Origin of the sequence: Sunxiuqinia rutila (assembly GCF_050589705.1) — a bacterium.
Classification (GTDB): Bacteria; Bacteroidota; Bacteroidia; order Bacteroidales; family Prolixibacteraceae; genus Sunxiuqinia; species Sunxiuqinia rutila.
The window spans coordinates 390,311-407,332 of the sequence record NZ_JBNGOT010000002.1 but is presented as its reverse complement, the minus strand read 5'-3'; the positions used below and the strand labels follow the sequence as shown (position 1 = coordinate 407,332).

The 17,022-nt window shown below is 44.3% G+C and carries 14 protein-coding genes and 3 tRNA genes; 11 read left to right on the top strand and 6 right to left on the bottom strand.

Translation table 11 applies throughout. From position 1 onward, the window contains the following. The first annotated feature begins 3 nt into the window (after positions 1-3). The 7 genes from ACRD6K_RS03515 (at position 4) to ACRD6K_RS03485 (ending at position 5,119) form a co-directional block, all read left to right on the top strand. Positions 4-77: transfer RNA gene (locus ACRD6K_RS03515), tRNA-Asp, on the top strand. A gap of 73 nt (positions 78-150) precedes the next feature. Beyond that, positions 151-224, top strand: a tRNA-Asp gene (locus tag ACRD6K_RS03510). A gap of 73 nt (positions 225-297) precedes the next feature. Continuing rightward, positions 298-371 (top strand) — tRNA-Asp (locus ACRD6K_RS03505). A 126-nt stretch (positions 372-497) separates the two neighbouring features. Then, complete coding sequence (locus tag ACRD6K_RS03500) at positions 498-626, top strand: hypothetical protein (RefSeq protein ID WP_430972100.1); 129 nt, start codon at positions 498-500, stop codon at positions 624-626. A gap of 74 nt (positions 627-700) precedes the next feature. After that, positions 701-2,230 carry a SulP family inorganic anion transporter gene (locus ACRD6K_RS03495; RefSeq protein WP_430972099.1) on the top strand — a complete coding sequence of 510 codons (1,530 nt, stop codon included), beginning with the start codon at positions 701-703 and terminating at the stop codon, positions 2,228-2,230. 145 nt (positions 2,231-2,375) lie between these two features. After that, positions 2,376-3,230, top strand: a complete 855-nt coding sequence (locus ACRD6K_RS03490; RefSeq protein WP_430972098.1) for a pirin family protein — start codon at positions 2,376-2,378, stop codon at positions 3,228-3,230. A 272-nt stretch (positions 3,231-3,502) separates the two neighbouring features. After that, a complete protein-coding gene (locus ACRD6K_RS03485; protein ID WP_299577858.1) occupies positions 3,503-5,119 on the top strand; it encodes an ABC-F family ATP-binding cassette domain-containing protein in 1,617 nt (538 codons plus the stop codon). A gap of 86 nt (positions 5,120-5,205) precedes the next feature. On the opposite strand, the gene nspC is transcribed toward ACRD6K_RS03485, so the two are convergent. From nspC to ACRD6K_RS03455, 6 genes are all read right to left on the bottom strand, one after another. Next, positions 5,206-6,348, bottom strand: a complete 1,143-nt coding sequence (gene nspC / locus ACRD6K_RS03480; RefSeq protein ID WP_430972097.1) for a carboxynorspermidine decarboxylase — start codon at positions 6,346-6,348, stop codon at positions 5,206-5,208. Positions 6,349-6,537: 189 nt separating this feature from the next. Continuing rightward, positions 6,538-6,975: a VanZ family protein gene (locus tag ACRD6K_RS03475; protein WP_430972096.1), complete on the bottom strand. Its 438-nt coding sequence runs from the start codon at positions 6,973-6,975 to the stop codon at positions 6,538-6,540. A 73-nt stretch (positions 6,976-7,048) separates the two neighbouring features. Continuing rightward, on the bottom strand, positions 7,049-8,809 hold the full coding sequence (locus ACRD6K_RS03470) for an arylsulfatase (protein ID WP_430972095.1): 1,761 nt from the start codon (positions 8,807-8,809) through the stop codon (positions 7,049-7,051). A gap of 480 nt (positions 8,810-9,289) precedes the next feature. Continuing rightward, complete coding sequence (locus ACRD6K_RS03465) at positions 9,290-10,081, bottom strand: EFR1 family ferrodoxin (RefSeq protein ID WP_430972094.1); 792 nt, start codon at positions 10,079-10,081, stop codon at positions 9,290-9,292. 238 nt (positions 10,082-10,319) lie between these two features. Further along, complete coding sequence (locus ACRD6K_RS03460) at positions 10,320-11,801, bottom strand: alpha-L-fucosidase (RefSeq protein ID WP_299577853.1); 1,482 nt, start codon at positions 11,799-11,801, stop codon at positions 10,320-10,322. Positions 11,802-12,009: 208 nt separating this feature from the next. Further along, positions 12,010-12,855 (bottom strand): DUF4349 domain-containing protein, encoded by an 846-nt coding sequence (locus ACRD6K_RS03455; RefSeq protein WP_430972093.1) that lies wholly within the window; start codon positions 12,853-12,855, stop codon positions 12,010-12,012. A gap of 238 nt (positions 12,856-13,093) precedes the next feature. Between ACRD6K_RS03455 and ACRD6K_RS03450 the strand changes: the two genes are divergently transcribed. The 4 genes from ACRD6K_RS03450 (at position 13,094) to ACRD6K_RS03435 (ending at position 17,021) form a co-directional block, all read left to right on the top strand. Beyond that, positions 13,094-14,383: a hypothetical protein gene (locus ACRD6K_RS03450; RefSeq protein ID WP_430972092.1), complete on the top strand. Its 1,290-nt coding sequence runs from the start codon at positions 13,094-13,096 to the stop codon at positions 14,381-14,383. A 355-nt stretch (positions 14,384-14,738) separates the two neighbouring features. Continuing rightward, a complete protein-coding gene (gene lipA / locus ACRD6K_RS03445) occupies positions 14,739-15,602 on the top strand; it encodes a lipoyl synthase (protein ID WP_430972091.1) in 864 nt (287 codons plus the stop codon). An 11-nt stretch (positions 15,603-15,613) separates the two neighbouring features. Beyond that, positions 15,614-16,264 (top strand): ferredoxin--NADP reductase, encoded by a 651-nt coding sequence (locus tag ACRD6K_RS03440; protein ID WP_299577849.1) that lies wholly within the window; start codon positions 15,614-15,616, stop codon positions 16,262-16,264. Between the two features lie 91 nt (positions 16,265-16,355). Further along, positions 16,356-17,021 carry a B3/B4 domain-containing protein gene (locus ACRD6K_RS03435; RefSeq protein WP_430972090.1) on the top strand — a complete coding sequence of 222 codons (666 nt, stop codon included), beginning with the start codon at positions 16,356-16,358 and terminating at the stop codon, positions 17,019-17,021. Position 17,022 lies beyond the last annotated feature (1 nt).

Sequence of the window (17,022 nt, the reverse complement as noted above, 5' to 3'; positions counted from 1 at the left end):
AATGGTGGCGTAGTTCAGTTGGTTAGAATATCGGCCTGTCACGCCGAGGGTCGCGAGTTCGAGTCTCGTCGTCACCGCACAAAAGTTCTTTAAATAATTTATTATCGTATTTAGTTTGAATAGATTCGTTTTGTTCAGGCTGAAAAACAAGGTGGCGTAGTTCAGTTGGTTAGAATATCGGCCTGTCACGCCGAGGGTCGCGAGTTCGAGTCTCGTCGTCACCGCACAAAAGTTCTTTAAATAATTTATTATCGTATTTAGTTTGAATAGATTCGTTTTGTTCAGGCTGAAAAACAAGGTGGCGTAGTTCAGTTGGTTAGAATATCGGCCTGTCACGCCGAGGGTCGCGAGTTCGAGTCTCGTCGTCACCGCACAAAAAGCTGCTCAGCAATGAGTGGCTTTTTTTGTGTTTTGGAGTGTGTGTTATGTTTATATGACTGATTCAGCTTAGCGAACCTTCAAATCCCTTTCCAACATCAATTTAATGTCAAGTTTCAATGCAGAGAGGGGATCAGTTTGGCTTAAAAATTTGTACATCTGACCTGATCGTCTATTTTTGCCGCCCCGAACTAAAAATTGAAAACCTGTTTCCATACCGATGGATCGCCATCAACCGGAAAGAATAATCACCAAAAAAAATAGTAGCCATTTTGCCAGGCAAAGGTTTGGTAAATAATTGATCCATTTAAAAATAATTTTGATGAGGAAGATTTTTAATTTATTTGATTTAAAACAACAAGTTGATTACAAAACGGAGATTCTTTCAGGATTGACCGTGGCACTGGCCTTGGTGCCCGAAGCCATCGCATTTGCCATGATTGCAGGCTTGTCACCTCTGACAGGTCTTTATGCCGCTTTTGTCATGGGCTTGGTAACTTCTATCTTGGGTGGACGCCCAGGCATGATTTCCGGTGCAACCGGAGCAGTGGCTGTGGTTATTGCTGCCTTGGCTTTGTCGCATGGTCCCGAATATATTTTTGCCACAGTAATCCTGGCGGGATTGATTCAGGTATTGGCCGGTGTATTGAAGTTAGGAAAACTGATGCGTTTAGTTCCTCATCCGGTTATTTTTGGTTTTGTCAACGGCTTGGCCATCATCATTTTTATGGCACAGCTGGATCAGTTTAAAGATGGTTCGGGAAGTTGGCTGACTGGCCAGCCTCTTTATATTTTACTGGGCTTGGTGTTACTTACCATGCTCATCATTTGGGGATTGCCTAAAATTACCAAAGCTGTACCTGCTTCATTAACGGCTATTTTGGTGATTTTTGGCTTGGTAAGCTACTGGGGAATCGACACCCGAACCGTAGGGGACATTGCTTCTATCAACGGCGGTTTTCCACCTTTTCATATTCCCGCAGTTCCTTTTACCTGGGAGTCTTTTGTGCTTATTTTTCCCTATGCCGCAATTATGGCTGGTGTAGGCTTGATTGAGAGCTTGTTGACTTTGAATATTGTGGACGAAATTACAGAGACCCGTGGGCGTGGCAATAAGGAAGCGGTAGCCCAGGGAACAGCCAATATCTTGTCTGGATTTTTCTCCGGAATGGGAGGATGTGCTATGATCGGGCAAAGTTTGATTAATATATCTTCCGGAGCCCGTGCCCGTTTGTCTGGTATTGTGGCTGCTGTCATGCTTTTGGTGTTTATCATGTTTGGTTCGGGCCTGATTGAAAAAATGCCGATGGCAGCATTAACCGGACTGATGATTATGGTAGCCGTTGGGACCTTTGAGTGGGCCAGCCTGAAAACCTTTAACCGCATGCCCAAATCCGACATTTTTGTCATGGTGCTGGTTACCTTGGTTACGATTTTCTTACACAACCTGGCTTTGGCTGTTGTGATTGGTGTGGTTATTTCAGCGCTGGTTTTCGCTTGGGACAACGCCAAACGAATTCGGGCCCGAAAGCACATTGATCAAAACGGCATTAAACATTACGAAATTTACGGGCCCTTGTTTTTTGGTTCAGTAACTGTTTTCAACGAGAAATTTGATGTATTGAATGATCCCGAAGAAGTGATTATTGACTTTGCTGAAAGTCGGGTGGTAGATATGTCGGGGATTGAAGCACTGAATAAATTGACTGAACGATACCTGAAGGTAGGGAAGAAGTTGCACCTGAAGCACCTGAGTCCCGACTGCCGGCAGTTGCTTCACAATGCCAATGAGATCATTGATGTCAATATCATTGAAGATCCAACCTATAAAGTTGCGGTAGACAAAATTTAGCCTGAACCTCGTTCAATAGTATGCAAAGCGGATTTGACGGATAGTTAAATCCGCTTTTGTGTTTTTGTAGCCTTGTAAACATCATGCAGGATGTACTTGTTGTATTTGTTGAAATTACTTGTTTAACAATACTGAAAACACGCTTATGAAAAGCATAAAAAAGATTCATCAACCCGTTTATGAGCCTATTCAGGACCTGGTGACTTACCGGGCTATCCCAACACCTTCCATCAATTACCTCGATCCGTTTTTGTTTTTGAATCATCATGGGCCACAAACCTATGCTCCGAATAATTCAGGTTTGCCTTTTGGCCCACATCCACATCGGGGCATGGAAACGGTTACGTTCATTTTGGAAGGCGATATTGCTCATTTTGATAGTAGTGGCGGTAAAAGCGTGATTGAAGCTGGTGGGGTGCAATGGATGACGGCTGGTCGCGGTTTAATTCATGCAGAAGTTTCGTCTGATGAGTTTAAGCGAAAAGGTGGGCCGCTTGAAATATTGCAGCTATGGATTAATTTGCCGGCACAATCGAAAATGAATGAACCATTCTACAAGGGATTGCACAAAGAAGCCATTCCAACGGTGAAACTGGATGAAGGTCGTGTTCAGGTAAATTTGGTTTCCGGGGAATGGCATGGAAAGCAAGGTCCCTTTCACTCCGGGATTGGCGCGCAGTTGGCTACCATCAACTTCAAGTCTGGTGGTCATTGGCAGATGGTCATTCCAGAGTCCAACAACATCTTTTTCTACCTTATCCAAGGTGAATTGAATGTGAATGGGCAGGTAATTCAGGAAAGAAGCCTGGTGGAGTTTGAAAGGGAGGGACAGCAGTTAAAGCTTGTGGCGAACAAAGCAAGTGTCCTGTTGCTGGGATATGCGCCTCCATTAAATGAGCCGGTTGTTTCGCAAGGGCCGTTTGTGATGAATACCCGCGAGGAAATCGAGCAGGCCTATGAAGATTACCAAAATGGGAAGTTTGGACGCTGGGTGCATTAAGACATCTGAAAATTGACTTTTGCTAAGTCGTACCAAGCTGTGATCGCGGCCGGAAAAGCCTGTATTTCCGCGCGAATGGAGGGCCTATTGGGATAAGGAGGAAGGTTTGCGGATTACATAGTGATAGGCTAATGGTAACATTATCAGAGTTTTTCAGGAAGGTGCAATTCTTCACAAGGTTAAATTACTATCAAGTTCCTGTCCGGCATGGCTATACTCTTGTTTTAAAGTGTACTTTTGCGGGCTCTTAACAGAAAACGAGGATAGTATCAATGATTACAGTATCAAACTTAGGAATTCAATTTGGTAAGCGTGTTTTGTTTCAGGATGTAAACCTGAAATTTACCGCTGGCAACTGCTATGGCATAATCGGGGCTAACGGCGCCGGAAAATCAACCTTCTTAAAAATGCTTTACGGAGCTCAGGATCCGACATTCGGACATGTGAGCATTGCTTCCGGAGAGCGCCTTTCAGTACTTAAGCAGGATCACCAGGAATTTGATGATGTGCCCGTGTTGGACACCGTGATGATGGGACATGAGAAGCTTTGGCGTATCAAGGAGGAGAAGGATCAGCTTTACATGAAGGAGGATTTTACGGAAGAAGATGGCATGAAAGCTTCTGAGCTGGAAGATCAATTTGCCGAAATGGATGGCTGGAATGCTGAAAGCGATGCCGCCAGCTTACTGAGTGGACTGGGCATTGATGAATCACTTCATTACAAGTTGATGAAGGAGTTGAGTGGTAAAGAGAAGGTGAAAGTGTTGCTGGCGCAGGCTTTGTTTGGCAAACCCGACAACCTGTTGCTGGATGAGCCTACCAATGATCTGGATTTGGACACTGTTTCGTGGCTGGAAAATTACCTGTCGAATATTGACCAAACAGTATTGGTGGTTTCTCACGACCGTCACTTTTTGGATGCTATTTGTACACATACTGTCGATATTGACTTTGGAAAAGTGCAGTTGTTTGCCGGGAACTACAGCTTCTGGTACGAATCAAGTCAGTTGGCCTTAAGACAGCAGGCTGCACAGAATAAGAAAGCAGAAGAGAAGAAGAAAGAGTTGCAGGAATTTATTGCCCGCTTCTCAGCTAACGTGGCGAAGTCGAAACAAACGACCAGCCGTAAAAAGATGTTGGAAAAGCTAAACGTGGATGAAATTAAACCTTCTACCCGAAAGTACCCCGGCATTATCTTTACACCCGAACGCGAGCCTGGAAATACCATCTTGGAAGTGCGTAATTTGAGCAAATCTTTGGGAGGCGATGTGCTTTTTAAAGATGTGAGCTTTGTGGTGGAGAAAGACGAAAAGATCGTGTTCCTTTCGCGTGACCCGCGTGCGATGACTGCCATTTTTGAAATTCTGAATGGCAATGACCAACCAGATACTGGAGACTTTGACTGGGGAGTAACCATTACTAAAGCGTATTTGCCTTTGGATAACTCGCAATTCTTTGAGAAAGATTTATCCTTAGTGGACTGGTTAGGCCAATACAGTTCTGACACCAGCGAGCAGTACTTACGCGGTTATTTGGGCAAAATGTTGTTCTCAGGCGAAGAGATCTTTAAAAATACCAAAGTGTTGTCGGGAGGTGAGAAGATGCGTTGTATGATTGCCCGCATGATGCTGGCCAATGCCAACCTGATGATGTTGGATACGCCAACCAACCACCTTGACCTGGAATCGATTCAGGCATTTAATAACCGTTTGACTCAGTTTAAAGGAAATATCCTGATGTCGTCGCATGACCACGAGTTCATTCATACGGTGTGTAACCGGATCATTGAATTGACTCCAAACGGAATCATCGATAAGCAAATGGAATACGATGATTACATTACCAGCGAAGAAATCAAAGAGAGAAGAGCCGAAATGTACAAGAAATAAAATCCTTCGGGATTACAAAAAAGCCTCGCAATTGCGGGGCTTTTTTGTATGCTTCTTGTTAAGGTGGAGCTAATGATTTTCTATAATTAGCTCAGCTTATTTTTATAGTCGTCATAGCCGAACTGGCGTATCAATTCAAATTCGCCATTTTCCCGGATAATTCCGATGGATGGGTGTTGCACGCCATTGAAAAAAGTTGTTTTCACCATGGTGTAGTGAATCATATCTTCAAACAGAATGGAATCGCCAACCTGCAGTTCCTGATCAAAAGACCAGTAGCCCATATAGTCGCCACTCAGGCAGCTGTTGCCTCCCATGCGATAGGTGGGCTTGTTGCCTACCGGACCAAAGCTGGCGTGGCGAATTCGCGGTTGGTAAGGCATCTCCAGGCAATCGGGCATGTGTGCGGCAAACGAAACATTAAGCATGGCCGTTTGGATGCCTTTATTTTCAACTACATCGAGCACCGAAGCTTTCAAAAATCCGGTTTCCCATGCAAAAGCGCTACCGGGTTCCAGTATAACATGCAGATGCGGGTAGCGGCTTTTAAAGCCTTTTAGTAGCTCAATTAAGTGCTTGGTGTCGTAATCCTTGCGGGTCATCAGGTGTCCGCCGCCCATGTTCAGCCATTTGACTTGCTTCAGGTATTTGCTAAATTTTTCTTCCACGGCAGCCAGCGTTTTTTGCAGATCATAGGGGCCCGATTCGCACAAAGTATGAAAGTGCAGTCCTTCCAGTCCTTCCGGAAGCTGATCGGGCAATTGTTCGGCAATTACGCCCAGCCGTGATCCTGGAGCACAGGGGTTATACAGTTCAGTTTCTACTTCCGAAAATTCGGGATTGATGCGTAGTCCGGCTGAAATTTTATGTCCGGATTGTGCCAACTGAGGCTGAAAACGTTTCAACTGGCTCAGCGAATTAAAGGTGATGTGGCTGGAGCAATTCATCAGCTCAGTAAACTCTGCCGGATCGTACACCGGAGCATACGTGTGTGCCCGGCTGTTCATGTGTTCAAGGCACAAACGGGCTTCACTCAGCGAGCTGGCAGTGGCTCCTGCAATGTATTCTTTAACTACAGGAAAGGCGCTCCACATGGCAAACCCTTTGAATGCCAGGATAATTTCAACGCCGGCAGCATCCGCAACTGAGCGAATTAGCTTCAGGTTTTGACGAAGCAACTGCTCTTCCAACACAAAGCATGGGGAGGGTATATTTTTAAATTGAGTCATGTCAAACAATCAATGGTTATGGGCTGTAAAATAAGTAATTTTTTAGGGGATTCTTCAAGGCTTTTTATTGCACAGTACTTAAAAAGAAACTAGGGCAATAAGGAAAAATACCAATGCGTAAGAATGGCTGACCAACTTTTGGAAGCATCGGCTTAAATCCGGGCAGGAGGAGCCTTCGGTTGTTGATTCTTAGAACCGATAAAAAACCTTGTTTCTTCGAATCACTTTGTGCATCAATAGAAATAAGAGAGTTCCAATTGCTCCGCCAACAATTGTTCCGAGAATGTCTTTCCAGTCGAAAACACCTCTGGGAAGGATAGGTTGCACAATCTCATAAAGGATATATCCCAGTGTAAAAAAGGCAATTAGTCGCAGCCCTTTCTTTTGAGGTGGATTGAAGATGGCCAGCCCAAAAAATATTTGAACGATTATTCCTCCTAAATTTCCAATAGAATCTGCCAGTCCAAAATCATTGATGTTGTTTTCATAAATGTATGGCCGGTATATTTCACGTCCAATTTCAGTAATTGCAAAGACCAGCAAAAAAGCCATGAAACAGGCAATTCGGTGCGTGTCTAAGGTCTTAATTTTTTCGTAGTCGATGAAGTAATTATCCTTTGATTTCATGACGCAATTTTAACGTTCCAACATGATTGTATAATCGATAAAAACAGGTGTACGGCAAATCGAAAAGCATGTTTTAATCAATCTTTTTCATTTCAACCCAAAAAGGGAATATGTTTTTTGAACCAATAGCGTAAAATGGGATCAAATCGTAATCCATTTCTGAAAGGAAGACGTTTTTCATCTCGATGATATCTGTATCCTCCCTTTCATTGTGCATTTGCTTGACTATTGTATTTGCTTCCAGGTACATCCTCCCATTGGCTTTAACCGGTTTAATAAATTTGAATTTTATATCATAATGTCCTTGCTTGATGCTAACTCTCCATTTGCCATATATTTCTTCCTGCGCCCAAATGCCCCGCTGTCCCGACGCATCATTCCGATTGAGGATTATTGGATTTTCTTGTTCACTTCCAACAATAATTCGTGGCTGGTTTAGAAGGTTCTCAGAGCGAATCAATTCTTGATACGTTTTGTCAAGTTCCGTTTTAAGTTGCTTTGCGATACTTTCATTTTTCCCAATGATGTTATTTTGCTCATAGGGATCTTCTTCAAGATTGAATAGCTCAAAATTGTTAATGGTGGCGTTATAACCTGTTTTTCCAACCAGTTTGTAATTTCCTTGTCGTAAGGCCATATTGTAGTAAGGCTCGGGGTAGCGTCTTGTCCAGTAAAAAAATAAAGGCCTTTCTTCCCAGTTGGATTCGTTACCCATAATGAGGGGAAGCAGGCTTTTCCCATCAATAACTTTTTCTGGAGGCAAATCAACCTGGCATAGCTGTGCCAGGGTAGGCAAGATATCAATATGAGCGGCCATGGTTTCAATCTCCTTGTTTTTTTCAAACATTGAAGGATAACGAATGAAAAACGGCACTCGGACGCCTCCTTGGTAAACATCGCCTTTACGACCTCGCATGCCAGCAACATATCTTCTTTGCTGCGGCCCATTGTCAGTCATGAAAATAATTAGCGTATTATCTGAAATACCTAAGTCATCCAGTTTTTGCAGAAGCCTGCCAATATTATCATCGATGTTGGTGACCATGGCATATACTTTACGGGCATCTTCCTTATTTTGCTCACTCATTGGCAAAAAAGGCCGTTTGTCGTCTTCAAAATTAGCAGAGGGATCAATGTCTTTGTATTGCAAGTAATATGCTTCAGGAACCTGTAAAGGCGTATGTGGTGCATTAAAAGATAGGTAGCAGAAAAAAGGTGATTCTTTGTTTTGTTCAATGAAATTGATGGCTTGTTTTGTAAAGATATCGGAGCAATAGCCTTCGTAAGCTTCTTGTTTATTGTTGTGCCAAAGCACAGGGTCGAAATAACTTCTATCGCCTTTGAAGTAAGTGGTAATATCACCAACTTGTCCCATTCCTCCTGAAAGATGAATCAATGATTCATCAAAACCTTGATCGCTTGGTCGACTGGGGTAATTATCGCCCAAGTGCCACTTCCCAAATATCCCGGTTTTATAATTGGCTTGTTTCAGCATTTCAGCAATGGTGAACTCGCTTGATGCCATGATTGCTCCGCCATTATAAGTATCTCTTACACCAGTTCGTAATGAATAGCGTCCGGTCATCAAACTTGATCGGGTTGGCGCACATACAGGGGAAACATAAAAGTTGTTGAAGCAAATACTTTCTTGAGCCAATTGATCAATTACGGGCGTTTTAACGTGAGGATTCCCGGTGATGCCTAGGTCGCCATATCCCTGATCATCGGTTATGATTAGGATAATATTGGGTTGTGGATTCTCCTGAGCCATACTAACTGTATGAAGTAGGGACAAACAAAAGGATGTGGTTAAAAGAAAATTCGTAATTTCCATCGTTTGATTTTATTTACGGTTACTTGTTGGCTATTTGAATGTCATGGTAGCTGCTCCAAAAGCATTTTAGATTGCTATGGGGAGATAATTCAACGGAAAGTGAAGAATTTTTGTTGGTGTTAAGAGCAACAAGTAGTTGGGCACTTCGTTTTGGCATTGTGTTCGTTGTTTTTTCTATTTACTAAGGTAACGAATTTTGCTGTTCCCGAATTGACGTTGTTCGTTTTTTACCAGCTGCTTTAAAGGGTATCGCCGGGGCTCTCATTTAGAGTTAGGCTTGCTTACAGAGCCTATCAATCGTATTTGATAGCATTGCTTGACGGAAGTTCCCAATTGGAAATAGCCTCCAGAAGCGGAAAGCGCAGTATTATTTTGCAACTTACCAATTAAGTGTTGGCGCCAGAAAAAACTACTGCGTACTGCTTTAGAGATTATTTTTAAGCAGTATGAAGTAGTGCTTAAAATAAAGCAACACCGGACTTATAGAAAAAACAATTCCGGTTCTTTTCGCACGGAGCTGCAATTCTGAATTAATCGCTCAGAAAATTCGATGAAGATTTGGTGTGTGAATGATTTTGCCTTTTCCGGACAGTGCTTCACACAACTGTTACAGCGAATGCATTTTTCAGCATGAATCGTTCTGTTGTCTGTTTGATCAATCGCTTCCATGGGACAAATTTCAACACAAACACCACAGTCTGTACATTTTTCATTCGTTTCCGGAGTCATTAGGGGCATTGGTTTTCGTTCTTTGTAGGGAACGTTTCCCTTTACCGTTAGCCGATGATTCTTGAGCTTAGGCAGCTCGTCTAATGTGGCTTTGATTTTTTGTCCAAATTGAAAGGCCGCGCTTAGGTCTTCAGCATCAGGCCGGTTGGTAGCCACTTTTTCGGTATAGGAATGTTCGCCAATAAAAGCTCCCGCAGCAATACCTTTAAACCCCCTTCTTTCAAAGAGATCTTTCAGTTCGAGCAGTGCATCATCGTAGTCACGGTTACCATAAACAACGGTGAAAATAGCGGGGGTATTCTGCCCTTCAAATGTTGAAAAAAGCTCCTCCATAAATTCTGGAATACGGCCCGCATAAACCGGCACAGCTACCAAGAGCAAGTCATCGCTGTTAAAGCTGAGTTTACGGTGTTGGTTGCGATCCTTTTGAGCGGTTAAGTTGTAAGTAAGTGCGGGAACGTCCAGACCTGCAGTAATTTGTTTGGCTACTATAGCCGTTGTTCCGGTTGGACTAAAGAAGAGGGTATGAATTTGGGTTATCATTGTACAATTGATTTTTTTGCCAAAGTTAACCGTTTTCCTTGCTTATGTAGGTTTAAGGATAGTTTCCCTTGAAGTGATCCATTATGAACTGCCAGGGTTGACCTGGCCGGATTGGTAACTAAAAAATGACCGAAGATCTTTTCTTCGGTCATTTCTCTATTTAGCTTTTGAGATCAAATCTCTTTCAGCTCATCTCAGTATAACTGTATATTTTCAAAGGGATTCTTTAGTTATGCTGCTATTCAATTTTGTCAATTTTTAATACCCAGGCTTCGCTGTGGGTTTGTTTCTTTCGGATTGATTCTGGGATTTCAACCACAAAACCTTTGCCCACTTTCTCCCATTTAAGCTTTTCTTTACTGCCCAGTAAGCTGATGGTTGCCTGTTTGGCAGGAGCAATGGTGGACATCCAGATTTTAGAAGGGAGTGATGGTTCATCCTCGTCGGCCAGATAAATGGCATATACGGCTTTGGTGTGCCGGTTTTGGGTCAGCGCTACTTTGCCCTCTTTGTAAGGAGCAATGGCGCGCGAACTATAAATTGCCTCTCCGTTGATGGTCATCCATTGGCCAATTTGTTCCAACAATTCATAAGCTTCAGGATCAAATTCTCCTTCCGGGTTTGGGGCAATATTTAGCAAGAGGTTTCCTCCTTTTGAAACAATATCGACCATGGTGTGGATTACCTGATTGATGGATTTATATTCCCGGCTTTCGCGCCACGACCAGCCATCTGCTGAGGCTGTCAGGCAAGTTTCCCAAGGCACCAATAAAGCTTCTTCCGGAACTTTGTTCTCAGGAGTAATGTAATTCTGGTGAGGTCCTTCTACTGCGCGGTCAACAACAATCAACCCCGGTTGTTTTTTTCGTGCTTTGGCTGCAATTTCTCCCATCCGAAGGTCCTGGCTCTGCAGGTTGAACTGCTTAAAGCCTTTCATTGAGCGGTAGGCCCACAATTGCTGTTCGGTATAAGGCTGCACCCAGCCACCATCAAGCCAAAGGATGTCGATAGGCCCGTAGTTTGTCATCAACTCGTCAATCTGGTTGTGGGTGTATTGAACAAAGTTTTCCCAGCGTTCCGGATAGCGGGCAATGCTATAGTTTGGGTTGCGGTCGGCTGTGGCATTCTCCGGCCACCAGAAATAAGGCGAATTCCAGTCAGGTTTTGAAAAATAGGCGCCAATCATAAATCCTTCGGCACCAAATTCCTTGAAGATTTCCTGAGTAACATCGGCCTTGGGGTTGGTGTGAAAAGGCGTTTTAGTATCTGTGATTTTGTAATCCGAATATTGGGTGTCATACATGGCAAAGCCGTCATGGTGCTTGGTGGTGAAAACCACATACTTCATTCCGGCTTGTTTGGCCTTTTGCGCCCATCGCTTGGGGTTGAATTTTACGGGGTTGAAGGTCGTTTGAAGATTGTGATAGTCCTTTTTGTATTCTTCGTAATTGTCGTTGTTGCGAAAGCGTTTGATCCATTCTTCATCCTCGCCACAAATTGACCAGGATTCGATGATACCCCACTGGCTGTATGTGCCCCAGTGCATCATCAACCCAAACTTCAAATCCTGCCATTCTTCCAGTTTTTGAAGTACCAGCGGATCTGTTTCAGGGATGTATTTTTGTTTTTCTTCCTGGGCAAAAGCATTGGTTGTAAGGACAATTAAAGCCCCTAATGAGAGTTGTTGACAACGTTTTAAAAAGCTTCTGAATTTCGACATAATGAAAATCGTTAGATGAATTGATTAATAGTGGCGGACAAGGTATAAAATAAAGGTCATTTTGCTATGCTGCTCTGTCCTGAATTTTAAAATTTGAGTATTCAACTATTAATCGATAGGGGCTGCAAGTTGTCTGGAATTATCGATAGCATTGCTTCCGGCTGCGGTCAATCCTTTTAGTGACCGAGCCGGAAACAAATGCAGTCGTTTATTTTTCCTTCCGGTTCTTTCGGAACTTCTTCCAGAAATGACGAAAGACAAACACGATGATCCAGAATGGCCATAACTTGATCATAAGCAGGGTGAAATCAACAAATACGTACCAGCCCTTGGACAGCGATTGTTTGAAGCGTTCGAAAAACTTATCGCGGTTGGCCGGTGTGTATTTATAGGCCCTTTGCTTGGTAAGCTCCAAGTCAAGCGTACTGTAATTCACCTGGTCATTTAAGTACTTCAGCTGGCCGGTTGTACTTTCAATTTCTTCCTCCAAGCCACGTATCTTTTCTTCAATCTCCAGAATTTCTTTGACGTTTTGTGCTTGTTTCAACAAGTCCTGGTAACGATTCAGGTAATTTTGCTTGTTTTCCAAGCGCGTTTCCAGATCAATGAAGCGGGCTGTTACATCACGGGCATCAATGGCTTTGTATTGAACCTCGCCATTACCTTGCTCAAGGGCAGCAATGAAGTCCTCAAAATGTGCGCTCGGAATACGGATGGTCAGATTGTAGGACGATTCCCACTCGGAATTGTTAAAGCGCTCATTGGCGTAGTAACCGCCAAATGCTTTTACCGTAGTGTCTGTGCGTGTTTTGGCCGCTTCCAGGTCGTTAACCTTCAGGCCCAGGCGACCATCTTTAATGATTCGCTTTTTAACGACTTCCTGTGTAGCCTGTTCAGGCAGGGGAGTCGCAGGCGAACTGTTCAATTCTTGTTTGGCTACCGGCATGATGGCCTGTTCGGTATCCGCAAGTTCGTACACGGCCTGATCATGTTGCTGAAGGTTACAGGAAATCATGAAAAGAAGCAGAAAGGTGAATGACATAAAGGTTTTCATTGGGTATCGTTTTAAGTTGTTGTTCGTTTTTGTGGCCCAAAACCGTTGTTTTAAATTCGGGGACTTGCTTTTTTTATACTAAAATAGCGAATTGTGGCTTATAAATTTGAACCACCTTCAATTTTCGTTCTGTTAGGATAAGCATTCCTTATTTTAAGGAAAGAACGGAGGCTAATTAGCTTGTTCCTTTGTGGGTAAAATTCTATTTTAGCTAGCTAAAACTTGAAAATCAAGGTTCATGAGGCTGCGTTTCCTGCTGTTGTTGTCGGTTGTTTGCTTTACGGTGTCTGCGCTTAGTCAATCGGCAGACGATTTTAACGAGGTACTGGACATTCCTCTTTTCTATTCGGAAATGAATCCCGAGAGTCCGGTGGGCATTTTTTCCCTGGACCTTCCGATGTATTTTCCTTCTAAAATAACTGCGAAACATGAGTTGTCGGCAGCTTTTACCATGGCCAACAGCTGGCATCCGCAAGCCCGCTTTATGTATCCCAAAAATTTGACGCCAAGACACCAGCAAGACCTGGAAGAGATTTACATGTCTCAGCGGCCCGAGTACTTCGAGCTTATGGGCATTGAAACCGATGATAAGTTGTTTCAATCGGATGGGGTCTTGAATCATCTTAAACTGACGTACCTGACCACCTGGACCAGCAAGCACAGCCTGGTTGTTAATTTCAACATTCATCAGCTAACCGGAGGGCGGTCGCCCATTAACTTTTTCGTTAGCGATGGTTTTATTGAAGAATTTCATTCCAATGTGGCCATCGAAGATAACTACGGAAGGCGCTTGTATCCTTTCAACCGGGCTTCCATTCAGTTTGATGATGAAACCGGAAGGTCGTTTCGAATAGACAAGGGCGATGTGTTTGCCAGTGTGCTGGATGCCCATTATTACCGGCAGCTATTCAGCCGTGCAAATGAGCATTGGCGCTTTGATTCGCAGCTTGGCGCTCACGTATCGATCCCTTTAAACGAGTTTCATCCCTACCTGATTCCGGGGCTTTCGGCTGCTGTGCGCATGGACCTTCGGCTGGGGCTGAAAAGCTCGCTGAGCTATGCGGTGCAAGGGGGCTTAACGGACCAGACTTCATTTAAATTGGGCGAGGGAGTCCGGGCTATTGATAACCAGTACCGCAAGCATTGGCATAATTACCTCGCTTTAAATCTGATGTCGAAAAAGAAAAACACCCTGGTCATTGGCTTGCTGGTAAACTACCAGGATGCGCTGATGAAGGGAGGCTCTTATTCCTGGGATCAGACGGATTATGAGGAAATTGGGATAGATGTGCTGAAGGAGGGCGATGTTTGGGAGGGCGAGCCCATTGAACAGGAATTCTACTTGTCGAAAACCACGCCGGCAGCCCTTTACTATTACTCGCTGAAAACTTATTTTATGCTCGGTTTTCATAAGAATGGCAACGCCTTTACGATCTATTGCGGCGAAGACCTGTTTTCGGTGAATAATGCGCCTGATATTCAGTTCAGCTTTCAGTACCGCTTTTCTCCTTTTAAAAAGAAGGATTGAGAGGAGGTTTCAAGTTTCAAGTTTCAAATTTCATGAATGGTCGCCGCATGCGATGCAATTAATTGACCCCCAATGACAATTAATGACTACTAATGACGATTCTTGACCTTTTAGCCAGTGATAATGTCCAATTTGTTTGTCAAGTTGCTGTACCCGGAAGTTCCAGGTTCCAGGTTTCAAATTTCAAGTTCCAGAAATGACGGAGGCATACGATACAATTAAATGACAACGAATGCCCCCAAATGACAATTAATGACTAGCAACTCCCTTCTGCCTTTCTCCTGCAATCATCCCAACTTCTTTTTTTGAACAAGCCCGCACTTTCCATGTTAATTAGGTTTAAACTTATTTTGAGATGGCAGATATTAAGGATCGGAGGGAACGTTTACCCCGCTGGATGAAGTCGCCGCTTCCCAGTGGTGAGAACTACTCAAAAGTAAAGCGATTAATTGCAGAGCATCAATTAAACACCATATGTACCAGCGGAAATTGCCCGAACAAAGGGGAATGCTGGAATGCCGGAACCGCCAGTTTTATGATTTTAGGGGACAAGTGTACCCGGAACTGCCGGTTTTGCTATGTGAAAAACCTGATTCCTGATCCGGTGGATTGGGAGGAACCACAACGCCTGGCAGAAACCATTAAAACCCTGGGCTTAAAACATTGTGTGATTACTTCGGTTGACCGGGATGACTTGCCCGATGGGGGCGCTAAATTCTGGGCAACAACCATTTCGGCCATAAAACAAACAAGCCCGGGAACAACCATTGAAACGTTGATTCCGGATTTTCATGCGAAGAAAGAGCTGGTGCAACAAGTGATTGACGCCGGCCCCGAAGTGATTTCGCACAACCTGGAAACCGTGAAACGACTCACCCCGAAAATCAGAAGTACCGCCCGTTATGATCGGAGCCTGAAGGTGATTGCTTACATTGCTGAGGCCGGTTTGGTGGCTAAGTCGGGCATTATGCTGGGGCTGGGCGAGACACCGGATGAAGTGCTGGAAGCCATGGATGATTTGAAAGCAGCCGGATGCAAGGTGCTGACCTTGGGCCAATACCTGCAACCTGCGCCCAACCTGATGAAAGTGGTGGAGTACATCACCCCCGAACAATTTGAAACCTATAGAAAAGAAGCTTATAAACGAGGTTTTCGTTATGTGGAGAGCAGTCCGCTGGTCCGCTCTTCCTATCACGCAGAAAGGCACGTCAATGCCTGAAAAATTAGTTTATGGAAAAAAATCTACACCAGGTCCGGGAGATCGAACAGCTGACTCCGGAGACCTTCCTCATCCATTTGGATCGACAAAATTTTGAGTTTAAACCCGGACAATACGTCATTTTGCGTAATCCGGAGACCGGTGAAGGCCGGGAGTATTCAATCTACAGTTCCACCAGGGAAGACCGGCTATCCTTCCTGGTTCGGGAGATTAAAGACGGCGATTTTTCCCGTTTTCTGAAACACCTGAAACCGGGTAGTTCCTTGATGGTAGAAGGCCCCCGTGGTTTTTTTATCCTCGACGAGCAATCACTCAATGGGCATCCGCTGCTGTTTATTGCCACCGGAACGGGGATCAGTCCGTTTCATTCGTTCGTAAACAGCTACGACAAGCTGAACTACCAGGTGTTGCACGGCGTTCATTTTGCCGATGAAGCTTATGGCCGGAGCGCTTTTGCCGAAGATCGGTTTTGCTTGTGTACTTCGCGCGAGGATAAGGGCGATTACTTTGGCAGGGTAAGCTACTACCTGAAAGAAAAACCGGTTGATAAAGAGCTGATTTGCTATCTCTGCGGAAATTCGGATATGATTGAAGAAGTGACCAATATGCTGGAAACACACGGTATTTCGCCCGAAAATATTCGCACCGAAGTCTTCTTCTGATAAGATTGTTGGCTTACTTTAAGCCATTTTCATTCGCTTGCTGGCAGCTATTTTCTATTTTTGTTAGCGTGAAATCCTTTAGCAAGTATTCATGATAAACATTTCAATAGATGATTCGCTGAGGCAAGCTTGTCCGGCTATTCAGCTGGCTTGCATTTACAGCGAGGTGACTGTGCATGCGCAAAACCAGGCCTTGTGGCAGCTCATTGACCAGACCTGTGATGAGCTGGCTGCGCAAATGAAAACCGAAGAAATCCGGCATTTGCCGGCTATTGCAGCGGCGCGTCAGGCGTACAAAGCCTGTGGGAAAGATCCGGCGCGTTACCGTTTGTCGGCCGAAGCCTTGTTGCGCCGGGTGCTTAGTGGCAAAGGACTGTACCGGATCAACAATGTGGTTGACTTGTTGAACCTGGTGTCTATTCGAACCGGATTTTCCATTGGTGGTTACGATGCCGATCGGATTAGCGGAGCCATTCGGATGGGAATTGGCCAGGCCGGCGAACCCTACGAAGGACTGGGAAGGGGCGTGTTGAATATTGAAGGAATGCCTGTTTTTCGTGATGATATCGGGGCTTTTGGAAGCTCGACCTCCGATTCGGAACGTACCGGAGTGACCGAGCAGACCAAGCATTTTCTGATGGTGCTGGTTTCGTACGACACCAATACGAAGTTGCAGGAAGCCAGTGAAATGGCGCAGGCCTTTTTAGCCGATTTTGCCGAAGGTAAAGCAATTGAAAACACCCTGATTTCGTTGTGAG

Bases quoted from the DNA above. Each gene is read 5' to 3' on its own strand.
- ACRD6K_RS03460 (WP_299577853.1), bottom strand. From the start codon at position 11,801: ATGTCGAAATTCAGAAGCTTTTTAAAACGTTGTCAACAACTCTCATTA.
- ACRD6K_RS03485 (WP_299577858.1), top strand. From the start codon at position 3,503: ATGATTACAGTATCAAACTTAGGAATTCAATTTGGTAAGCGTGTTTTG.
- ACRD6K_RS03490 (WP_430972098.1), top strand. From the start codon at position 2,376: ATGAAAAGCATAAAAAAGATTCATCAACCCGTTTATGAGCCTATTCAG.
- ACRD6K_RS03470 (WP_430972095.1), bottom strand. From the start codon at position 8,809: ATGGAAATTACGAATTTTCTTTTAACCACATCCTTTTGTTTGTCCCTA.
- ACRD6K_RS03440 (WP_299577849.1), top strand. From the start codon at position 15,614: ATGGAAAAAAATCTACACCAGGTCCGGGAGATCGAACAGCTGACTCCG.
- ACRD6K_RS03500 (WP_430972100.1), top strand. From the start codon at position 498: ATGCAGAGAGGGGATCAGTTTGGCTTAAAAATTTGTACATCTGACCTG.
- nspC (WP_430972097.1), bottom strand. From the start codon at position 6,348: ATGACTCAATTTAAAAATATACCCTCCCCATGCTTTGTGTTGGAAGAG.
- lipA (WP_430972091.1), top strand. From the start codon at position 14,739: ATGGCAGATATTAAGGATCGGAGGGAACGTTTACCCCGCTGGATGAAG.
- ACRD6K_RS03475 (WP_430972096.1), bottom strand. From the start codon at position 6,975: ATGAAATCAAAGGATAATTACTTCATCGACTACGAAAAAATTAAGACC.
- ACRD6K_RS03495 (WP_430972099.1), top strand. From the start codon at position 701: ATGAGGAAGATTTTTAATTTATTTGATTTAAAACAACAAGTTGATTAC.
- ACRD6K_RS03455 (WP_430972093.1), bottom strand. From the start codon at position 12,855: ATGAAAACCTTTATGTCATTCACCTTTCTGCTTCTTTTCATGATTTCC.
- ACRD6K_RS03450 (WP_430972092.1), top strand. From the start codon at position 13,094: ATGAGGCTGCGTTTCCTGCTGTTGTTGTCGGTTGTTTGCTTTACGGTG.
- ACRD6K_RS03435 (WP_430972090.1), top strand. From the start codon at position 16,356: ATGATAAACATTTCAATAGATGATTCGCTGAGGCAAGCTTGTCCGGCT.
- ACRD6K_RS03465 (WP_430972094.1), bottom strand. From the start codon at position 10,081: ATGATAACCCAAATTCATACCCTCTTCTTTAGTCCAACCGGAACAACG.